Here is an 18,312-nt window from a genome sequence, read left to right on the forward strand (position 1 = left end):
GATCACCTACTCTCTAAAAGGCCTTATCTAACCATTCTTGCAATCGTCGGTCAAGACTCTTTTCAAACAGCTTAGTAAAGATAGCAAAAGCGTTATCCCAGTAATGAGAGCCTTCTACCCATTTTTGCTTAAGCATCATTCCGGTTTCCGCCCCTGGCGTGTATTCGAAACGATTACCTTTCCAAACGCCAGGCACCCACCGAGTTGCTACGCCTTCTTTGTTAGTCCAGTGGCCATCATTTACGTACCAAGCGTAGTTTACATTAGTCCCAATAAGTAATGACAAACCACCTTCATGCATTTCCCAAACGTTTTTAGAATCACCTTTGACAAATGAATTTAAGAGTAGCCTTGTCTCAACTGTCCCAGTTCTAATGATTTCATCCTGAATCAAGTCAAGAAATTCAAACCCCATCGCTTCAAGCCACAAGGAATACTCCTCTTTCAATCCACCATTAGCCGCATTATCCAATGCCTTTGCGAATGCTTCTAGACCATCAATGCCAAACTTCATAAATTTTCACTCCTCGAAACTGTGACTTCTTGATGATGGTTTCGGATATTCTTTGGTTTCTGTGATTTAAAAGAAACGCCATCCCAAACAACTTTGCTGTTAATCCTAACGTCAGTTGATTTTAGATAGTGGACGCCATACGATTGAATAACGACATTGTTCGGCTCACCCTGCATTACCATCTGATTCTTCTCGACAAAGTAACACTTAACATCGGTCAAATCCGGCGCATCATCATAATAAAATTCCGTTTCTCTGTCGTCAGATGGAATGCCGAAATCTCTACCGCCATTAATCACACGCTCTTTCAAATGATGAACGTTACAACGATGGATTAAGAGCTTGCTATAACTCATATCGACCGCATCCTCAGAAACGCATTGCCGTCACTTGGTGCGTCTTCATCAACGAACTCGTTCAGTAAGTCTGAAACATCAGGAATCGACATTGAAGAGCCATCGCCCACTTGGTAACTGTAGTCGCCTATTTTTTCCGACTTGTAACCCTTAACCATTGATTCATCACCATTTACCAACGCAAAATATTCCGCAATCTTTAATAACGCAAGGCGCAGGGTAGGTGGTAGCGGATTATAATCTTCTAGAGGTTTAGTAATCTTCTTTCGGACATAAGTTTCCGCTTCGAGGATATCCATCTTTAAATGGTTGTCAGCACGTTCTATGGCTGCTTCAAAGACCGAATACGCCTTTAATTCAGCAGGAGTAATAGACATCACCCATCACTCCTTTTCTTTCTTCGTTGCCTGTTTTGGCTCCCCAGCAATATCAAAATAACCAGTTGCAACCGCTGCATCCGCCTCTCCCTTTGATTTCACTTCAACAAAGGGATTCTTTTCATCAGCAGATACGACTCCGCTATACGACAAAGTGTTTTTCAGTTTTAATTTAAACAAAAGAAACACTCCTTTCTTATTTCAGTCCTTTGATAAGAACAGCCGCGTCCTTTTCTTCAATGATTGGGTCAAAATCAAGGTGAACAACGTAGAAACGCTTGTCCTGCATAATTGCCTTCTCACCTTCTGTTGTTTTACGAATTTTCACGCCATACGAGTTAACGACTGTTAGGTTTTTGGGGTTAACAAGCATAATTTGATCTTTCGGCATACGTGGAACAGCGATAGATGGGATACTACCAGGTGCATTCATGATTGATTCAGAAAGCCCGCCACCGTTTTTGATGTTTTCATTCAATAAGTAGTGCTCCCACTTTTGTTTCATTGACGGAGCCATCAACCAACGAAGTGTGCCGTTATTGAATTTGTCCGGCATTTGGCCAAGAGCATCATAAAACACGTTAAGAGACAATGCACCGCTTTCTTTTGCTGCACGATCTTCAATATGAGAACCGGTCTGCAACTGCTTTAACCAACCGTCATTAATTTTAAGGAAATCATAATCAGGGTCATCCTCTTCCGTTGCTTCATCACCATTCAGGTACAGGTCTTCAAGGTCGATACCAAGCTGAGTTGTCATAAGCTTCGATACAATATCCTCGAATCCCTGACCTTCAATATTTTCGCGTAACGTTTCTTCTGAAATTTCCCAAGGCAAACGAACAGCCGTTGTTGAGTACTTAATTTCTGCGAACTTAGGTTTTTGACGCTTTCCATCATCTGTATTCTCTGTTTTTTCACGAAGAATGCGAGAATCGATACCGATCTTGTCAATCTCACCTGTTTTAGCAGTACGCATTTCAGTACGGATTATTCCGCCTAGCGCTGTGTTCTCGAACGTTTGTTGAATAAATTTACTTGCTTGCTCCGGCGCTAATAGACCGGATGTAACATCACCTGTTGTGATTGTTTTCATAATCTGTTGATTCGTTGGCATTATTTATTTCCCCCTTTTAGATAAAACCATTTAAGTAATGTTTTTGAACTGGAACTTGTTCTTTATCGTCGTCAGCTTGCTTCGATACTCCCCGCGCTTTTTCAACCGTATCAAGTCGTTCAGTGAGTGGAGCAAGAGCATCCTTTAAAACACCTTTAATTTGATCAAGCACTTCATCCTTCTCAACCGCTTCTGGTTCAGGTGCTTCTTTTTTAATTTCCTTCTCGACCGCTTCAAGACGCTCCGTAATAGGTGCTAATGCCTCTGTAACGGCTTTTGTAATGTCTTCTGCTTTCATTTCTTCGTCATCTCCTTTTGGTGGACTACCCACCGCTTTTGCAATGTCTTCTTCAACTAGAACTTCTTGAGCAATATCGATAAAATCTTGAAGTGCTTCACGAATCTTGGTTGAATCGGTTTCTATAGTGCTGTTGTAGCAACTATCCCAATTCATAATCACGCTGTTCAAAGCATCCTGCGCCGCCCAAAACTCACGGCGTCTGCGATCTTTATTGTATTTATCAGCAACCGCACCTTTTTCAACTTCTGTTTTACCGGTGAAGAAGTTCTTCAGCAAATTAAAAAGCCCTTTTTCCTCATCGTTTTCCGACTTGGTAAGTGGCTTTTCTACTTGTTTTTCTATTGTTTTAGCGGTACCAGCAAGACTATATCCAGTGTACGCCCCCTTCTGAATCGCTTCCCAAATTTCATCAGATGCTTTTGTAACCAATATCCATGAACCTTTTGCGATTGCCTCTTCACCGATTGTAAAATCAGCAGGAGCAATGTATGATTCGACAACTTCACCGACACCAGATTCAAAATCATGCTGAGTATCAATGTTACGGGCATCTTTTACAAATCCGTGAGCCGCCTTTTCAATTTCAGCAGCTGTCATAAAGTCGCCGTCAGTATCATGCGTTGATTCGTCGTCAGCGCTTCCGGGTGAGTACACAATCCCATATACGAGTTGTTGTTCAGCCTCTTCTTTATTGACGAATACCTTCACTTCTTTTTGAAATGTTGGTTTGTCAGCTGATTTTGTAAGGAAGAATTGTTTTTTGTTGGCCGCTTTTCCGACGTATGAAACGTGTGTAACACTTGCATTGACTAGTTCTCTTGCCATTCATTTTCACCTCCTCTCAGATTAAGATTAGGTCCTGCTATAATTCCAGACAACCTATCATTAACAATAACTGCAACTGTCGAAATACCATTCCACAATGAAATAATTTCGTATCGTATGCGTACTGATAGATTCATTTTTACTCCTCCTAACTATTCAATTCCTCCAACACTTCCTGCCGAATCGCTTCTTTTTCCTCTTGCGACAACCCAATTATCTTTTCATCGACAACTGGACCCATTACGCAGCCGCAGTTAATTCTATTTTGGGCACTAAACGATGTATCACGAGGATACAACCCCTCTTCTCCATCAATATCGAAGTATTCATCTACCCCGACTACAACGCCATCCATTGCAACGTGTGCCATTCTTGGACTAGTCTTTGCAAAGCCGCTATGCTTCCACTTCTTGCCGACAACAGCCGGACTCTGGGAGAACGATTCAAAGTTTGCTCTGCTCGATGCAGTGAGTACTTCGGTTCTCGCTGTAGCCCTAGCACGCTTCCTATCGAATTCCGGCATATCTTTCAGCCTTAATTCAACCTGAGCAATGGATTCACCAGCACTTATCGCTTCAATCAACTGAGTTTCAATCGCTTTATGCGTATTCAGCTTCATGATTTCGGCTAATTCTTCTGACCACGACTCAATCCAATCAGTAGTACGCTTGGAAAGGACGTTGAATGCAACGTCTTTATCAATTGACGCCATGATGATTTTCGATAAGCTCTCAGTCGTGTTCTTTAAGAATACTGCCGCCTCAGCACCAAAAAGAATAGCGAACTCATCAGCCGCAAACAAATCATTTTGAAAGTAGTTCAGCATCGCGCCCAGTGTCTCTTCATCGTCTTTGGCTATGAATGCTTTAAGTTCATCAAGGAACAGCTTACGTTGTTGCCTGAGTAGTTTTGCGGTCATCTTTTCGAACTCACCGACCAGACCGGGTATTTCTTCTAGCTCTGGAGCATCTGGAAGGCTATCAATAAAAGCGTCTTCGTTTTCCTCTGCTTTTTGGATGAACAGATTTATGTTGGCAAGAAGCCGTTCGACCTTAGTCATGACTGCATCTCCAACACATCTCTGAGGTCCTTTAAGAGATTGATAAGGTCAGCTTGATCATCCTTAGATTTCGCGACATGAAATCCACCCAATGTATCCGACTGATTTTGCATCAGCATTTGAATCGGCACGTTGTATTCTTCTCCGAACGGCTCGATTCGCTTCCCAAGTACTTGCCCCAATAGCCCACGTAAATCATTAGGTGCAACAGCACCAGCCTGTATGAATGGTGCAAGAACTTTAGATATTTCTACTGGATCATGAAAGTCAGCACCTTTTATGAACAGCTTGACGTATTTGAATCCCATCGGCTCTAAGAATAAAGCATTCAGCGTTCTGGCCAATGTCTTTCTCTCTGGTTGAAACACTTGTTCCTCCGTCACTTTCCGAGCTGTATCAGCAGATGCTCGGGAAAAGTCTTGTGCCTCTCCCGTATAAAGTGGTGGCAATCGGAACGATGAACGGATTTTCTTTCTTGTGTTTTCATCATATTCAAGGAAAAGCGCATCTTGCTGCAACACTTCGGCCAATGATTTGATTTCGACTTTAACCGGCGTAACCTTCTCATCACCGTTAATCATCTTTTCTTCAACAGTACCCACCGCTTCAAGCAACAGAAATTTATGAGCATTGTCAGTGCCTTGCAAGTCGTTCATGTAACCTTGTAACGCTTGATAAGACGTATCATCCAGTTTCCCGTTCGATACCGTAATAGCAGCAGGGATATGTCTACCGTTCTTGAAATACATGAGGTTCAATTCTTCCGCTTTACGAGCACCATATAAGCTGATTAGATTCCCAATCCATCGCGGCTTTCCATATGTCTCTGAACCAATCTTGAAGTGGAATATTTCAGTTGCTACCAAATGTTCAGGTACGTTCTCATCAAACTTCCCAGTAGCAAGATTCATAGTGCGAGGATCGCCATACTCTTTGAAGAATACTTTCTTTTCATCAACGAGCTGAACGTACTTCCGGAATCGCTTCCACCGCTTCACTTTCTTTTCTACGCCATTTTCATAGATGGTGTATTCGACTTCTTCCGGGACTGTCTTTTTACACACCCTCATATACTGCGAGTCAACGTATTCGATACCCACCGGGTCGTTCTTGCCATCCCTTAGAATTTCCAAGTAACCGTTACCCGTTTTCTCTTTGTCATCGATAACGTAACCAAGGACAATCTCAGGGGACTCATCTAAATTCAGATAACGAATGAATTCATCTAAACGAGTCCATTCGGTTTCAGCTTTTGATTTTACCCCTTCGGCAATTTCATCAGAGTTGATATCCTGCTTGTGTTCAGCTTCTACACCAAACCCGACGATATTTGTTTTATAAGCATCCACGCATTGTTGCAGTATGGATGAGTATTCAGCGATTAACTTTAACTCTTTCAAATTGTACGGGGGTTCAAGAATGTCGCCATATGTGTTAGCAAAGTCATCTCGATAGATTTGGTTGGTCGTAGGAGACACCGACGCCTTTATGATCCTTGCCCTTACTGTTTGTTCCGCCAAAGTCATCTCCTCCTTCCTTTTGGTCTTTGCGCTTTAGCACGACCATCAGTTTCTTCTTCAAGTTTTCTGTTGCCGCTAATGATTTCCGCTATTCCAGTCGTGGTGTCTGGTGCATCATCATGCTTGCTTTTTCCCTCTTTCTGAAAATCAGTCATAGCCTTATAATATTCAGGCCATTTATCTTTCCAGTTGACAGGGAAATACAAATGCCCCATAACGAATGTGCTGTTTGATAGTATCCGAGCCATCTTATTTTTAGATTGAAAAAACCAATTGATAGATACGGATTTTGTTTGATGCTTCTCCCATATCAATCTGCCGACATTACGAGCAAAACCTTTACCGCCGTTATTCGATTCAAAGAGAGCCGCATTAACATTGTTGGATACTAAAAAGTCTGCTGTGTCTGGTTCGGTTATCTCCATGCCGTCTTTCGTATACATGACATCCAAGATATAACCTTCGCCTTGATATTCACCCGCAACTATTGAACACAAATAATCACCGCCATCATCAGCGGTGTCAGTATAATTTATTATTCGTTCGAACAGCGGTTGACCACTTGCGTCTCTCGGAATATGTTCATAGGTTTTAAAGGAGCTGTATAGTCGCCCTTTTATATCAACCGGCTCCTGTTGGTAGTTTGCAGATGCTATATGAATCCCCATCGCGCGAACCTTCATATCATAGCTATCCTTTGATAGAACAGCCGGGCATAACATTGAACCGTTATCTTGTAACGCCTTCATAAGCACGTGACGGACTGCTTTTTTCTCATCTTTAAAGTGATCGAGAGCCATTCCCGCAAGGTCATTACTTGCCCATCGAGTCATAATCAGAATGATTTTCCCGCCTTCTTCAATCCGTGAAAGCATCGTGTTCGTGAACCAATCCCAGTGCTTTTCAAGCGTTAAAGCATTGTAAGCTTCAAGTGAGTTTTTGATTAAGTCATCAATGATTAGTACAGAAGCACCGAAACCAGTTGCAGTACCTGTTGGAGATGTTGCTAGGTAGTTGTTGTAACCGCCGTCTAAACTCCAAAGGTTCATAGCAGCATCACCTTGTTTTATATGCACATCAGGGAATATATCTCTATAAACAATACGTTCCATGTCTGCCTTTTCCTCGGATATCCCATTACGAACGCCTTTCGAGAACATTGTTGATAAAGTTTCGTTGTAGGAGCCTGTCATAATCTTCTCATTCTGATTCTGACCGAATATCCATTGAGCCAACATGACAGCTGTTCTGGACTTGCCATGACGCGGTGGAACGTTAATAACAAGCACATCATCGTCCGATTCATAGAACGCTTGCATTTCATCACAAAGGTCGATTAAGTACTGACGGTCTGCCGCGTAAAAGTCCGGCGCTAATAAATGACAAAAATAAAAGAACTCACGGTTTGCAAGTTCGATTCGGGCCATCTGTTTAATTTGTTCCAAATCCATCATTTGTCTATCAACTTCCTCAAGTCCTCAGTAGACAAATCTTTAAGTGGATTGTTGATGTCCATACTACCGCTATGTTCGATGTCCTGTTTGTCACGCCACTCTTTTGGTTTGCGATTCTTCAGCCAGAAGATTTGAGCGGTCGTATCTGGATTGACTTCTTTTGTGACAATCTTTGTTACTGACATCTCATATATCCCTAGTTCGTCACTCCATGTTTTTTCTTGCGTAACTTCATTGTATTGATATCCAAGCGCCCGTTTAAGTAGGGCATTCTCGACTTGACGGTCAATTACTTCTTTGCCCCTTTTTAGGGTGTCACTTATGTCACCATACCTCTTAATCCACTCTTGCAAAGTTTTTCTAGTGATCCCTATGTTTTGGGCTATCTGTTCATTAGTCAGACCGTCCCTTGCCCAACCTTCAATCTTAATTAATCCCTCTGGCGTTAACCATTCAACGAATTTACCACGGTTTCCGCTTTTCTTTTTCTTCACATTCAATGGCATCACCTCATTATGCTAATTGCTTAGTTTATTTTTAGGCATAGAAAAAGCACCACGACGGGTGCGAAAGTAGAGGAATTAGTTCAACATCGAGTGTCGATAACATTCTACAAAATGATCATTAACCATTCCTATTGCCTGCATGTATGCATAAATGGTTGTAGAGCCTACAAATTTGAATCCTAGTTTTTTTAAGTCCTTGCTAATCAGCTCTGATAATTCCGTTGACGCAGGAACATCCGATATTTTAGTCCATTTATTTTTAATCGGCTCATGATTCACGTACTTCCATAGAAAAGAATCTAAGCTCCCATATTCATCAATTAATGATAAATACGCATTAGCATTTGTAATGACAGCATTAACCTTTAACTTATTCCTGATAATACCTGTATTACTCAAAAGTTCATCTATCTTGTCTTGATCATACTTCACAATTATCTTAGGATCAAAAAAATCAAATGCCTCATTTATTGTTTCTCGTTTTTTCAGAATTGTTATCCAGCTTAAGCCCGCCTGTTTACCTTCTAAAATAAGTAGCTCAAACAGTTTATTTTCGTCATGAACGGGAACCCCCCACTCATTATCATGATATTCTCTTTCAGTTGTATTCTTTTCAGCCCAACTACATCTACTAAACGGAATTTCATTACTCATTAGACTCACAACCTTACTCATTTAATTATATTTATCCAAAAATTTATTAACATGCATTTCTAACACTTGGAATATAAAGCTTTTATTTCCCACAATATATAACTCCTCACTGAATACATATTTCGTCAAGAAAGTTGTAAATCCTCTATTTATTTTTCGTATGTATCGGGGGGGAGTGTCGCTCGCTCATGCTATTTGCATTTTAAGACTTAGAAAAAGCACCGCAATGGGTGCCTTCCCTTTCACGAACTTACTAATCAGCTACATTTAACTAAAACTCTTTAATAGCCGCTTCTAGAGCTCGTATGATTTCAGAATAATTTTTTCTGCTACTTTCACAACTACGCCGGCGCTTGTCTCCTTCGACTATTTTTTCATGTAATTCGGTAATCATCCTCAGAATAACACCTTGAGCTCCTGCTAAATCAGTTTTTGTTTTTGCTATTTCCAAAAGTCTTTTTTTCTCTTTGAGCGCAAGTTGTTCAATGAATGCATTCTGCGCCTCGTCATTAAAATGCGCATAAGCATCTTTCGCTTCCTGTATTAGCGCTAAAGTAGATTTCTTTGGTAATTGTTTGATCTCTCTCATTTTCCAACCTCCTCACTGACATTATTCTCCAAAAAAGAGGTAAACCCTCTAATTGAAGAACTAATCCAGCAAGCGTTTTTTTCGTTTCCCATTCCTTCTGTATCTCTTCCCAATTAGGCACATCACATCACCGTCCGCCTCCCCTTATTTTTAGGTATAGAGAAAACATCTCCGAAGAGATGCTTCTGGCGCTTAGCGATAAGTTATTACCGCCATAAATTCATTTTGAATATCATACTCAAGCATAGACACTTTCAAATCTACAATTTCAAATTCCTTTAATTCTTCTAATGCAATGTTAGTTGATTCTTCAAGCTTATCTAAGTAGTTACTGCTAATAATTTTTATTTGCATTTCAATCACCTCCCAATTACCAACATTCGCCAAATAAGGTGTAAATCCTCTAAATTTCATGAATATCACACGTATGTATCAGGGCTGGTAAGAGGGTCATGTCGCTCGCGCGCACCCCCTCTTTTATTCTCCCCTCATATATGCAGACTGCGTACGTCTTTCGTACGTCATAGTATTTGAAATGAAATCATTGCATAGAAATTAAATTCTCTGTTTCTATCAGAAACACTATTTCCTTTCATGACAAAAAAAGACATTCTTCACATTATTAGAGGGAAATAACAATTCACTGGCGAACAGTACATATGTAACACAAAAAATAATAGGAGGTTTTTCTTATGTACTACCCATTGTTAAGGAATGGAAACAACGAAATGAAAGCTTTGAAAGAACTTAAAGTAGGTAGCAGGCCCATGGTAATTCCTATCATTGAGTCTAAAAGAATAAAGAAAGAAAATATCAAAAATTGGGAAGGTACTTTTAGCACATTGGGAAGATATTTAAAAGAGCGGGTTCAAAATATCAAGTTTATTTATGATTTCAATTGCGCACTTGAGGACACTGGAAATGACGAGATATTATTCTCTGCTAACGGTAGTAATTTAGTAGAACATTGCATTAGTAAAATGCAAGAACAAGAACTAGACATCGTTCCTTGTTTTCAACACGACTCTCCTACTTGGTTAATTAAATCAGTTCTTGAGTCAGGCTTTAATCATATTGCTATTAGAATACGCTGCCATGATTTCCAGGAATCTTTTGATCCTTTTGTATATGAAAAAATAAAAAAGGATATTGAAGCGGCTACTCACGATACTCGTTTCACAGTTGTATTAGACTTTTATAATCACATTACTTCTACAAAAAGAATTCAAAATGCAATAAATGTATTTTCTGAAATCCCAAAATCAGAAATAGTTTATCTCGCGACTTCCTGCCCAGAAGACGCAAGTCAAGCTGACGTTCATGGTGTTACATTGATTGGACCTCGGGAAGAACTGAATAAATACTTAGATCTGAAATCATTTAATCCAGAATTGAATTTCGGAGATTACACCACTCGATTAAAAGGAGAAGTGTTAAGTGGTTTCAACTTTAACAATTCATATTTGAAGATATTTTACTCATCTGAAACTGACTATTATATTGCTAAATCAAAGCTAATCAAAGATGGTGGAGAGGCAACCTTTCATCAAATTTGTCAAGAGTTAACCGAACAAGATTTTTACCCCGGTGAAGATTTTTCGTTTGGAGATAAAGAAATTAGGAAATGTGCAGACAAAGAAATAGCAATAAGTGGCCACCAGGCACCTATCGCTATCGCGGTTAATCATCACATTGAAACCACCGTTAACCAGTTACTAAGATAATCTCCAGTTTTCTCTTGTTTTCAGTACATTGTAAACATATAAGCGTATAACATTGGGATCAGCTTCTTCATTTAATAATGTAAGAAGCTGATTTTTCCTCATTTTCTTAAGTGATTTAGACCACTTAAGATGATCAATTAGTCCATCTAATTCTTTTTTCCATAACAGCTTAATTACAAGCTCAGGATCTTGATATGAAACCTGTCTACCTTTACGGATATTAATCAATCTCGTTTGATCTGCACTAATTGTTTTAATACCCCACCATACTGGAACCATTTCTTTAACATCTGAAAGGTATTTCCTAGAAGCGACAATGGTCATTCTTTCAAATGCTTTGTTATAATACTCCATCTGTCTTGGTAATCGATTCAGATTGTCTAAATCGCTTTTTATCTCATAACCATGCATTATTCCGTTCACAACTGCTACATCAATCCTTGAGGCTCCAAAATCTAAGCCTAATTCGTTAATTATCCTAGTATCAGCACACCGTGAATATGTTTCGTTTAACTCCTCTAATAAGAGCATCCTTACTTTTATATCATTCAATAGTTCCAAAAGTATCACCTGCTTATATCATATTGAAAATTAGTTTTGATTTCAAGTGACAATAACAATAACATGTCCTTAGTCATGACACTTTTAATTTCACTTTTTCCCTAGCCCGTTCAATGTACTGCTGCACGCTTCTTTTAGTTATTCCGAGTTCGTCCCCAATCTTTGCCATGCTCATCTTCTGCCCCTCATGCAGTATGTAGCATGTCCGCTCTCTCAATGAGAAAGAAGAAAGAATATCCGCCAGTATAATCTTTTCTTCTTTCGTCATAAACAGATGCTTCTTATTGATGTCATTCTCTTCTCTCAACTGCATTTCAATATCCGGAATCAAATCAATATTTTCATACGACCTCCGTTGATAAACAGCCTTTTCATCGACCCCTCGATAAGTGTTCGGCTGTCGTCCCGTAGTCATCCATTCAAGCGAATAAGTCATACTATCAATCATGCTGTTGAACTGCTTCAAATCATTCATTTCAATTGGATTAGCTCTGTCTACTTGGTCTGCCCGCTTCTTCATATCCTGCCTGCCCTCGATATACTCCGGTACCATTTTATCCACCCAACTCAACATGAAAGCGCCCCCTATCGATATCTAACTCCCTGAGAACCTTATATAAATCGATGCATTTAACGAATAATTTTGCGGACCATGTGCTGCGGTTTACGATTAGTGACTTGATGCGTTATTTTCTGCCTACTGAAATTCCGTTTATGATGCTGGCGAACAACGACTCGTTTTTCCTCTTCAAGCTGATACCACTTATCAGCAACCGTTTTAGTCTTTTCCCATAGATTCCGAACGATCTTCGCAAGTCGTTCTCGAATCCTGCTCCACATTTCAGCAAGTGCTTTAGCTACCGCTTGAATCCGTTCGCGTGTTTCTTGATTAATTTCCATCGTCTTTTCCTTCTCTAATTTTTGAAATAAAAAAAGAGGACAACAAATGACACAGCGCAATGCTGTAATCAATCGTTGTCCTCTGGTTGGCCAGGGGGACACTATTTATTTATTATTTAAAGAATAACTGCTTCCTTTACAATTTTCCTCAATCCTTCAATATTTTCTTTTATTTCTCGATTAAGAGTAACTGTATCGGTTTCTTCGGAAGTGTGGCCAATCTGATTTCTCAAAAAGGAATAAATCGTTTCATCAAAATCAGCGTTTTCCCTAGACGTTTCCCTTAATACTACATTTGGTTCTATTGATTTAATAAAATCGTCAACACTTATTTGTCTTCCATGAAGGGCTGATAGGATGCTATAAAATAAAACAAACTTTCCAATTTCATCGTTTATTCTACTTACATTAATAAATAAGTTAACGTAGCTAGTATAATCATCAGTAGAGTGGTTCTCTAATTTACCTTTCAAATCCTGCTCATTTTCCAATGGTCGAATTATCGTTAACTCAGATCTCAAATCAATATTATCTCTAAATCTGAGTACTTTTTCGTTCTTCTCCTCCGTATCTATAGGTATAATTGATTTCCATTGAATATCGTGTATTTCATACCCTGTTTCCATCAAAAAAATCTTAGTGTAGTCTTCTAAAATCTTTTGAGTTACATATAAAGCTCTTCCATCATCAGAATAATCTGCGGTAAAATCTATTTTGAAAGTACCACTTTTAGCACTTATTATAGCCCGTTTGATTTTTTCATCTTTAAATTGTTTAATTACTAACTCTTCCGCCAGAAAGAAATGACACTTACCCTTAAATGAGATTTTAAACAAACTCTTCCCCTTCTTCCTTTCGCATCCGTTTAATCTTCCCTTGATGCGTCACAATCTTATACTCCCAATGCTCCAGTGAACAACAAATGACACAGCGCAATGCTGTAATCAATCGTTGTCCTCTGGTTGGCCAGGGGGACATATTATTTACATTTTCTTAAAATTAAAGATAATCTCCAAGCTAAATCATAATATTCATATCTATCTTCGAGTAATATTAATTTATTTTTCAAATAGAATTCATAAAATTCCTTATCGATAGTGCCTTCTATATACTGTTGATAATTACCGTAAATTTCATCAATATCAGACTTGTCTACTTTATTAATTAATAAATTTGATGTTGTATATCGATTATGGAGTATTTCCAAATCATTAAAGGGCTTATTGTATTCGCTTCTTAGAATACCTATTTTAACGAGCTTGATTTTCAGGAGTACTGAATCCTTTCTCGCTGAGTCAAATAATGACAAAAAGGCAAATATAGCAATCTGATAAACGCCGTAAAACACTATTGTTTTTCCCACGAAATCATAACTAATAATATTGTATGTCCATGATAATATATCATTTTGGGCAATAACATTACCGAGAATAAATAATCCCGATATTGCAATACATAATTCCAATACATATAAAATGGCTTGTGTTAAATAGTTCAGAATTCTTCCCCCTCTTCCCTCCGCATCCTCTTGATCTTGCCCTGATGCGTAACAATCCTATATTCACCATGTTCCGGAAGCTCCCTCACTTTCGCAATCCCCTCCGAAATAACCACCACACAGTTCATAGGTAGTTCCATTATACCAATTCCTAACAATAATGCATCTGTATTAAAAGTAATATCTTTATTCACCAGGACCCCTCCTTGTGTTATAATCAGTCTGCTGAGGACGGGAGGTTTCCTGTCTTTTTATTTGTCTAAAAGGTGGTCGTTTTCTTGTTTGATGGTATCGAAACTAACTACATGACTATCATAGGTCCAATAATTGTATTGTTCGTTACAATGCTCGCTGTTACTCTTGTTTTCAAGATATTTTTTAGTTGGTTACCTAAAAGACTATTTAATTTCCTGATCGGCCCGGTAGCTCTATTCGGAATTTATATATGGGCAATTCCAATGAACGCTGGATTTCACGAACTTTTCAAATAATCCATCAAGGCATCCTGGTCGATGTCTTTTTTATTGCCCAAATATCCCCTGCTGCCGTACCTGTATTTCCCCGAGCTCAGCCTGTTCGATGATGAGCAACCCAATTTCCAAATGTTTACGTCCTAACTCTTCCGTGATGCTATCCATGCTCATATCCGCTTCCCACATCGAGCTGAATACATCTGTTTCTTGCTCAGTAAACACCCAATCAATATCAACGTCATCAAGTAACACACGCTTTTGTTCTTTCGCGTGGATCAAACCAACACCTTTATCCCTTTCAATTCATCCGTCAGCTGCATAAACATCTCCATATCCTTTACATCAAGCGTCATATCAATCTGTAATAGCAGCATGTCCTTGTCCGTGACATCCGTTTCTATGCTAGGATGATGCTCCAAATATTGACGGGACATCTTAGACTCTTCCGAAATCTCATTCATGACCTTTCGAGAGTTGATTTTCCCCATTTCCGCTAAAGCATTCGCATACACAGCAAACGAAAATCCCTCCATCAATCTTTTAAACTTTTCACGTTCACGATCATTGTTCATCCTTCTCCACCCTTTCCGAGTCATATGACAAATGAATTTTGATCCAACAATAATTTAGTAGTAGCCGTCAATTACGCCGGATTTTTATTTTGTTATTGGTAAAGATCTATATTAAATAGATACTAAGATAAAATCGGGAGGCACAAACATGACCAATAAAAAACTTGAAGATATGGACAATCAAATTGAAAAAGTAAGAAAGCAACTCAATGATCTAGCTAAGGAGAAACCTCTATCTGACCCAAAAGTCGTTGAAACAAGCCAATTGCTTGATTTATTATTAAATGAATATGAACGGTTGAAAAATAATAAATCATGAATCATCCCCGCTCACCCCTTTCCAATTCACCATGCCGAAATATCCTAATCTGATTAGACTTCGCAAACAAAACCTCATACTGCCGTAGAGGTAAAAACTTCACAATTTGCCCCTTCGATCCCTCATACAATTTGAGATAGTAATAATCTTCAACTTCTTTTTCCTGCACATTGACGACAACCTCAACCGTGTCTCCAAGCTCAAACGCTATTGTTGGCACCGCATCGAAAATAGTGAGTTGCTGCACCATGGTTATCACTCCCTTCGCCTTATGTTCGTACTGCGCATTACCACATGGCTTGCTCCAAAATAAAATGGTATACTTCCTAATGGAATCAGAACCTTCGATAAGGTTTTGAATATTCTCAATGAAAAGGACGTGATAAAAATGTCTACGGAAGCAGAACGACTTTCTAAAGCATTAAAATCCATAGCACGAAACGAAGATATCAAGGCATACATAAAAAACTCCAAGGAACTGTATCCTCTCTTTATGAAAGCCGCAACACGATTTGTCTCTGGCCAAACACGAACGGATGGACTGGCACGTATTTCCAGGATTGCCAAAATGGGTTATCAAGTATCCATCGAGTACATCGGTGAAAACACACGCTCGGAAAATGAATGTATCTTGGCAAAGAATGAATTTCTCGAACTGATTAACGTAATTGGTGCTGAAGAAATGAAATCAACCGTTTCTTTCGATCTATCACATTTAGGTATGTCAATCTCAGATGAACTTGCAGCTAAACACTTAGAAGAAATCGCACAACAAGCACAACAATACGATATCCAGCTCATGATTAGCATGGAGGAGTCAGAAAAGACCGATCAAATTCTTAACATATATAAAACATTGTCACCCATGTATACTAATCTCGGCATAACGTTACAAGTACACTTACTACGTTCTCAATCCGACCTACATGAATTACTTAAATTCCAAGGTAAAATCCGCTTAGTAAAAGGGGCTTATCAAGAAAAGGAAGGTACATATATACCACGATCTGTAGAATTAGATAAGCGTTACGTTGATTTTGTTATGGCTTGTGTAGTGAGCAGTCATCCTCTGTCGATAGCCACACATGATGAAAAATTAGTAACAGTACTCAAAGAAAAAGGGCTGCTTGCTAATTCTAATACTGAAATAGAAATGTTAGATGGCGTCCGTCCAGATTTACTTAAATCATTGAAAGATGAGAATCTACAGACAAAGGTGTACGTCACATATGGAACGGAATGGTACTTGTATCTTGCACATCGCATTGCAGAGCATCCACCAAATCTGTATACGTTTGTTTCTGATATGATTGAGTCAAAAAGCTTACAGACCTCCCTTTATGAATAAAAAGGAGTATGGATATTTTAAAGGCAGAATGTTTTTCTCTGCCTTTTTTGTTTCGCAGTTTGTGTTTACTGCGTCACTTCGCCCGTCCATGCTTCCGACCAATATAATAAAACCCCAACGCAAGTGACAAAGCCGAAATAACGAATGCCCAACCTTCAAATGTGGTAATCACTGTCGACATAACTTCCATCCCTCCTGTCTTTTCTCATACAATTCCCGCCGTAACAGAGGTTCGTACAACCAAACTTTGTAGCCGTCCTCCCACTTAAATAACAACCGCCACACGCCGTTCATACCCCTCACCCATCCCCCTTAAATAATCCCTTGCGCTATCAATTCATCCACGTTTTCAGCATCAACAATATGGTCGCCTATTTCGAACCACCAACCATTACGGATAAGCAACATCCTAAGATCGCTTTCGTCGTCATTTTCGTGACCATCCGCAAATTTCGCTCGATTTGCTCTCAAGTCAATATAGTCAAAGGAATCCATTTCTTCTCTTGCGTTAGCTATGCTTTTGGCTTGATTTGCCGTTTCCGCAAATACCAATACGCTCACTTCATAACTCACGTTTTCCGACACAACGTAGCCTTTTATCATTCCCTCACCCATTCCTTATTTTTCAACCGTATAACAATTAATTCCATACCAGTTTTCTTTTCGAACAGCTTTTTCCTCAACGAGAAGTCGCGTCCAACTGGACCACCTTTGATATCGATAATTTCAACATACCCATCAAAGTAAGTAACTCTGAAATCAGCCGTGTAGATAGCTCCTGCCTTTTCACGCCATTGTTGACCGTGACACAAAGTGCAATTTATAGGATTACCCGTTTTAGGACTCGGACGCCTACCAGTTCCTGCACAACGCTTACATGCAACCTTGTACGGTTTGATAATCTGAAATTCCGGTTGAACCTCAATCAATTTGATAGACTGATCTTTTTTCAAGTGAACGTAATAAGCTCCTTCAGTGAGTGAGTCGAACGTTATTCCGTCGATTACAGCAGTCTCGGAATTGAACTGACGCGGTTGTTTCGGCGCCCTCTGTCTACCAGGAACCCTTTGAACACTTCTCATACAGCCACCCGCTCCTGATACTCAATTACTTCGAAGATGGTGATTTGGATTCTTTCAAATTCCGCTTCGGCCTCCGCTACTTGTTTTCTCTTACAAACTGACCCATAACCAGCCCTGATGCTCATATCTGATTTCAATGGTTTGCCGCAACGCTTACAGTTGGCCACCAGATTCACAAAATCCCCTCCAACGTCTCTATTAGTGCATCCTTTGCTGATTGGTACCTGTATACCAATCCATAAACCCTGTCGTAACTAAGCCCGTTATCCTTGATGAATTTCAATTCCTGGTTCGTGAAGATCTTTCCGTCTTTACGGACTGATTCCGGTATCTGATCCACCTTGTAAGTAGCGAATTCATTACGTAATCTTTTATTCTCATGCTGTAATTTAATAAATTCCTGCTCCCATTGCCATTCGTTATCCACTTTGACCCCTCACTTTCAAAGTTTCACTAGACTACTAACAGAGCGTACAATGTTGTTTCCCGTCGATTCTGAGCCTCCAACAGTTGATTTGGTGTATTCATTCACCTAGACCAACTAAAGCTGCTAAAGGAACTG

General features: G+C 39.4%; 30 protein-coding genes. 3 read left to right on the forward strand and 27 right to left on the reverse strand.

Going from position 1 to position 18,312, the window contains the following annotated elements; translation table 11 throughout:
- Positions 1-13: 13 nt before the first annotated feature.
- The 14 genes from H7992_RS21700 to H7992_RS21765 all read right to left on the reverse strand — a co-directional run bounded on the left by H7992_RS21700 (position 14) and on the right by H7992_RS21765 (position 9,627).
- A complete protein-coding gene (locus H7992_RS21700; RefSeq protein ID WP_187045986.1) occupies positions 14-514 on the reverse strand; it encodes an HK97 gp10 family phage protein in 501 nt (166 codons plus the stop codon).
- Positions 511-870, reverse strand: a complete 360-nt coding sequence (locus H7992_RS21705) for a DUF3599 family protein (RefSeq protein WP_187045987.1) — start codon at positions 868-870, stop codon at positions 511-513. Before H7992_RS21705 ends, H7992_RS21700 begins: the two co-directional genes overlap by 4 nt.
- Entirely contained in the window at positions 867-1,247 is a 381-nt protein-coding gene (locus tag H7992_RS21710) for a protein YqbG (RefSeq protein WP_187045988.1), read from the reverse strand. The genes H7992_RS21705 and H7992_RS21710 overlap by 4 nt, the downstream gene beginning before the upstream one ends.
- A gap of 6 nt (positions 1,248-1,253) precedes the next feature.
- The gene (locus H7992_RS21715; RefSeq protein ID WP_187045989.1) at positions 1,254-1,427 is read right to left on the reverse strand and encodes a hypothetical protein; all 174 of its coding nucleotides are present in this window, start codon (positions 1,425-1,427) and stop codon (positions 1,254-1,256) included.
- A gap of 16 nt (positions 1,428-1,443) precedes the next feature.
- Entirely contained in the window at positions 1,444-2,364 is a 921-nt protein-coding gene (locus tag H7992_RS21720; RefSeq protein WP_187045990.1) for a phage major capsid protein, read from the reverse strand.
- Positions 2,365-2,380: 16 nt separating this feature from the next.
- Positions 2,381-3,490 carry an XkdF-like putative serine protease domain-containing protein gene (locus H7992_RS21725; RefSeq protein ID WP_187045991.1) on the reverse strand — a complete coding sequence of 370 codons (1,110 nt, stop codon included), beginning with the start codon at positions 3,488-3,490 and terminating at the stop codon, positions 2,381-2,383.
- Positions 3,475-3,627 carry a hypothetical protein gene (locus H7992_RS21730; RefSeq protein ID WP_187045992.1) on the reverse strand — a complete coding sequence of 51 codons (153 nt, stop codon included), beginning with the start codon at positions 3,625-3,627 and terminating at the stop codon, positions 3,475-3,477. The genes H7992_RS21725 and H7992_RS21730 overlap by 16 nt, the downstream gene beginning before the upstream one ends.
- A gap of 11 nt (positions 3,628-3,638) precedes the next feature.
- Positions 3,639-4,550: a phage minor head protein gene (locus tag H7992_RS21735; RefSeq protein WP_187045993.1), complete on the reverse strand. Its 912-nt coding sequence runs from the start codon at positions 4,548-4,550 to the stop codon at positions 3,639-3,641.
- Positions 4,547-6,070, reverse strand: coding sequence for a phage portal protein (locus tag H7992_RS21740; protein ID WP_187045994.1), 1,524 nt, complete (start codon positions 6,068-6,070; stop codon positions 4,547-4,549). The genes H7992_RS21735 and H7992_RS21740 overlap by 4 nt, the downstream gene beginning before the upstream one ends.
- A 2-nt stretch (positions 6,071-6,072) precedes the next feature.
- Complete coding sequence (gene terL, locus H7992_RS21745) at positions 6,073-7,524, reverse strand: phage terminase large subunit (protein ID WP_222617997.1); 1,452 nt, start codon at positions 7,522-7,524, stop codon at positions 6,073-6,075.
- Positions 7,521-8,018 (reverse strand): helix-turn-helix domain-containing protein, encoded by a 498-nt coding sequence (locus H7992_RS21750; RefSeq protein ID WP_370570014.1) that lies wholly within the window; start codon positions 8,016-8,018, stop codon positions 7,521-7,523. The genes terL and H7992_RS21750 overlap by 4 nt, the downstream gene beginning before the upstream one ends.
- Positions 8,019-8,105: 87 nt before the next feature.
- Complete coding sequence (locus H7992_RS21755) at positions 8,106-8,684, reverse strand: DNA-3-methyladenine glycosylase I (RefSeq protein WP_187045996.1); 579 nt, start codon at positions 8,682-8,684, stop codon at positions 8,106-8,108.
- Positions 8,685-8,955: 271 nt separating this feature from the next.
- On the reverse strand, positions 8,956-9,273 hold the full coding sequence (locus H7992_RS21760; RefSeq protein ID WP_187045997.1) for a hypothetical protein: 318 nt from the start codon (positions 9,271-9,273) through the stop codon (positions 8,956-8,958).
- A 192-nt stretch (positions 9,274-9,465) separates the two neighbouring features.
- Positions 9,466-9,627 carry a hypothetical protein gene (locus H7992_RS21765; protein WP_187045998.1) on the reverse strand — a complete coding sequence of 54 codons (162 nt, stop codon included), beginning with the start codon at positions 9,625-9,627 and terminating at the stop codon, positions 9,466-9,468.
- Positions 9,628-9,965: 338 nt separating this feature from the next.
- On the opposite strand from H7992_RS21765, the gene H7992_RS21770 reads away from it, so the two are divergent.
- Complete coding sequence (locus tag H7992_RS21770) at positions 9,966-10,997, forward strand: beta family protein (RefSeq protein ID WP_187045999.1); 1,032 nt, start codon at positions 9,966-9,968, stop codon at positions 10,995-10,997.
- Here H7992_RS21770 and H7992_RS21775 read toward each other — a convergent pair.
- The 8 genes from H7992_RS21775 to H7992_RS21810 all read right to left on the reverse strand — a co-directional run bounded on the left by H7992_RS21775 (position 10,989) and on the right by H7992_RS21810 (position 15,001).
- Positions 10,989-11,558 (reverse strand): sce7726 family protein, encoded by a 570-nt coding sequence (locus H7992_RS21775; protein WP_187046000.1) that lies wholly within the window; start codon positions 11,556-11,558, stop codon positions 10,989-10,991. The genes H7992_RS21770 and H7992_RS21775 overlap by 9 nt on opposite strands.
- Before the next feature lie 73 nt (positions 11,559-11,631).
- Positions 11,632-12,132 (reverse strand): sigma factor-like helix-turn-helix DNA-binding protein, encoded by a 501-nt coding sequence (locus tag H7992_RS21780; RefSeq protein WP_187046001.1) that lies wholly within the window; start codon positions 12,130-12,132, stop codon positions 11,632-11,634.
- Between the two features lie 56 nt (positions 12,133-12,188).
- Positions 12,189-12,458: a hypothetical protein gene (locus H7992_RS21785; protein WP_187046002.1), complete on the reverse strand. Its 270-nt coding sequence runs from the start codon at positions 12,456-12,458 to the stop codon at positions 12,189-12,191.
- Between the two features lie 116 nt (positions 12,459-12,574).
- Positions 12,575-13,294 (reverse strand): hypothetical protein, encoded by a 720-nt coding sequence (locus H7992_RS21790; protein WP_187046003.1) that lies wholly within the window; start codon positions 13,292-13,294, stop codon positions 12,575-12,577.
- Between the two features lie 143 nt (positions 13,295-13,437).
- On the reverse strand, positions 13,438-13,821 hold the full coding sequence (locus H7992_RS21795) for a hypothetical protein (RefSeq protein WP_187046004.1): 384 nt from the start codon (positions 13,819-13,821) through the stop codon (positions 13,438-13,440).
- Positions 13,822-13,952: 131 nt separating this feature from the next.
- Complete coding sequence (locus H7992_RS21800) at positions 13,953-14,153, reverse strand: XtrA/YqaO family protein (RefSeq protein ID WP_370570015.1); 201 nt, start codon at positions 14,151-14,153, stop codon at positions 13,953-13,955.
- A 324-nt stretch (positions 14,154-14,477) separates the two neighbouring features.
- Complete coding sequence (locus tag H7992_RS21805; RefSeq protein ID WP_187046005.1) at positions 14,478-14,708, reverse strand: helix-turn-helix domain containing protein; 231 nt, start codon at positions 14,706-14,708, stop codon at positions 14,478-14,480.
- Positions 14,705-15,001: an IDEAL domain-containing protein gene (locus H7992_RS21810; protein WP_187046006.1), complete on the reverse strand. Its 297-nt coding sequence runs from the start codon at positions 14,999-15,001 to the stop codon at positions 14,705-14,707. The genes H7992_RS21805 and H7992_RS21810 overlap by 4 nt, the downstream gene beginning before the upstream one ends.
- A 148-nt stretch (positions 15,002-15,149) precedes the next feature.
- On the opposite strand from H7992_RS21810, the gene H7992_RS21815 reads away from it, so the two are divergent.
- Complete coding sequence (locus H7992_RS21815; protein ID WP_187046007.1) at positions 15,150-15,320, forward strand: aspartyl-phosphate phosphatase Spo0E family protein; 171 nt, start codon at positions 15,150-15,152, stop codon at positions 15,318-15,320.
- Between the two features lies 1 nt (position 15,321).
- Here H7992_RS21815 and H7992_RS21820 read toward each other — a convergent pair whose 3' ends face one another.
- On the reverse strand, positions 15,322-15,570 hold the full coding sequence (locus H7992_RS21820; RefSeq protein ID WP_187046008.1) for a hypothetical protein: 249 nt from the start codon (positions 15,568-15,570) through the stop codon (positions 15,322-15,324).
- A gap of 138 nt (positions 15,571-15,708) precedes the next feature.
- Between H7992_RS21820 and H7992_RS21825 the strand changes: the two genes are divergently transcribed.
- Complete coding sequence (locus tag H7992_RS21825) at positions 15,709-16,668, forward strand: proline dehydrogenase family protein (RefSeq protein ID WP_187046009.1); 960 nt, start codon at positions 15,709-15,711, stop codon at positions 16,666-16,668.
- A 312-nt stretch (positions 16,669-16,980) separates the two neighbouring features.
- Here the strand turns inward: H7992_RS21825 and H7992_RS21830 are convergent, their stop codons facing one another.
- From H7992_RS21830 to H7992_RS21845, 4 genes are read right to left on the reverse strand one after another with little or no spacing between them, the layout of a single operon-like run.
- The gene (locus tag H7992_RS21830; RefSeq protein ID WP_187046010.1) at positions 16,981-17,253 is read right to left on the reverse strand and encodes a hypothetical protein; all 273 of its coding nucleotides are present in this window, start codon (positions 17,251-17,253) and stop codon (positions 16,981-16,983) included.
- Between the two features lie 14 nt (positions 17,254-17,267).
- Positions 17,268-17,750 carry a DUF1064 domain-containing protein gene (locus H7992_RS21835; protein WP_187046011.1) on the reverse strand — a complete coding sequence of 161 codons (483 nt, stop codon included), beginning with the start codon at positions 17,748-17,750 and terminating at the stop codon, positions 17,268-17,270.
- A complete protein-coding gene (locus tag H7992_RS21840) occupies positions 17,747-17,926 on the reverse strand; it encodes a DUF6011 domain-containing protein (protein WP_187048037.1) in 180 nt (59 codons plus the stop codon). The genes H7992_RS21835 and H7992_RS21840 overlap by 4 nt, the downstream gene beginning before the upstream one ends.
- On the reverse strand, positions 17,923-18,177 hold the full coding sequence (locus H7992_RS21845) for a hypothetical protein (protein WP_187046012.1): 255 nt from the start codon (positions 18,175-18,177) through the stop codon (positions 17,923-17,925). Before H7992_RS21845 ends, H7992_RS21840 begins: the two co-directional genes overlap by 4 nt.
- Positions 18,178-18,312: the final 135 nt, after the last annotated feature.

The sequence above is a fragment of the Sporosarcina sp. resist genome, assembly GCF_014302295.1.
In the GTDB taxonomy this organism is placed as follows: Bacteria; Bacillota; Bacilli; order Bacillales_A; family Planococcaceae; genus Sporosarcina; species Sporosarcina psychrophila.

Coding starts and splice junctions, on each gene's coding strand:
- H7992_RS21700 (WP_187045986.1), bottom strand. CDS start 514: ATGAAGTTTGGCATTGATGGTCTAGAAGCATTCGCAAAGGCATTGGAT.
- H7992_RS21705 (WP_187045987.1), bottom strand. CDS start 870: ATGAGTTATAGCAAGCTCTTAATCCATCGTTGTAACGTTCATCATTTG.
- H7992_RS21710 (WP_187045988.1), bottom strand. CDS start 1,247: ATGTCTATTACTCCTGCTGAATTAAAGGCGTATTCGGTCTTTGAAGCA.
- H7992_RS21720 (WP_187045990.1), bottom strand. CDS start 2,364: ATGCCAACGAATCAACAGATTATGAAAACAATCACAACAGGTGATGTT.
- H7992_RS21725 (WP_187045991.1), bottom strand. CDS start 3,490: ATGGCAAGAGAACTAGTCAATGCAAGTGTTACACACGTTTCATACGTC.
- H7992_RS21730 (WP_187045992.1), bottom strand. CDS start 3,627: ATGAATCTATCAGTACGCATACGATACGAAATTATTTCATTGTGGAAT.
- H7992_RS21735 (WP_187045993.1), bottom strand. CDS start 4,550: ATGACTAAGGTCGAACGGCTTCTTGCCAACATAAATCTGTTCATCCAA.
- terL (WP_222617997.1), bottom strand. CDS start 7,524: ATGATGGATTTGGAACAAATTAAACAGATGGCCCGAATCGAACTTGCA.
- H7992_RS21755 (WP_187045996.1), bottom strand. CDS start 8,684: ATGAGTAATGAAATTCCGTTTAGTAGATGTAGTTGGGCTGAAAAGAAT.
- H7992_RS21760 (WP_187045997.1), bottom strand. CDS start 9,273: ATGAGAGAGATCAAACAATTACCAAAGAAATCTACTTTAGCGCTAATA.
- H7992_RS21765 (WP_187045998.1), bottom strand. CDS start 9,627: ATGCAAATAAAAATTATTAGCAGTAACTACTTAGATAAGCTTGAAGAA.
- H7992_RS21770 (WP_187045999.1), top strand. CDS start 9,966: ATGTACTACCCATTGTTAAGGAATGGAAACAACGAAATGAAAGCTTTG.
- H7992_RS21780 (WP_187046001.1), bottom strand. CDS start 12,132: ATGTTGAGTTGGGTGGATAAAATGGTACCGGAGTATATCGAGGGCAGG.
- H7992_RS21785 (WP_187046002.1), bottom strand. CDS start 12,458: ATGGAAATTAATCAAGAAACACGCGAACGGATTCAAGCGGTAGCTAAA.
- H7992_RS21810 (WP_187046006.1), bottom strand. CDS start 15,001: ATGAACAATGATCGTGAACGTGAAAAGTTTAAAAGATTGATGGAGGGA.
- H7992_RS21815 (WP_187046007.1), top strand. CDS start 15,150: ATGACCAATAAAAAACTTGAAGATATGGACAATCAAATTGAAAAAGTA.
- H7992_RS21820 (WP_187046008.1), bottom strand. CDS start 15,570: ATGGTGCAGCAACTCACTATTTTCGATGCGGTGCCAACAATAGCGTTT.
- H7992_RS21825 (WP_187046009.1), top strand. CDS start 15,709: ATGTCTACGGAAGCAGAACGACTTTCTAAAGCATTAAAATCCATAGCA.
- H7992_RS21835 (WP_187046011.1), bottom strand. CDS start 17,750: ATGAGAAGTGTTCAAAGGGTTCCTGGTAGACAGAGGGCGCCGAAACAA.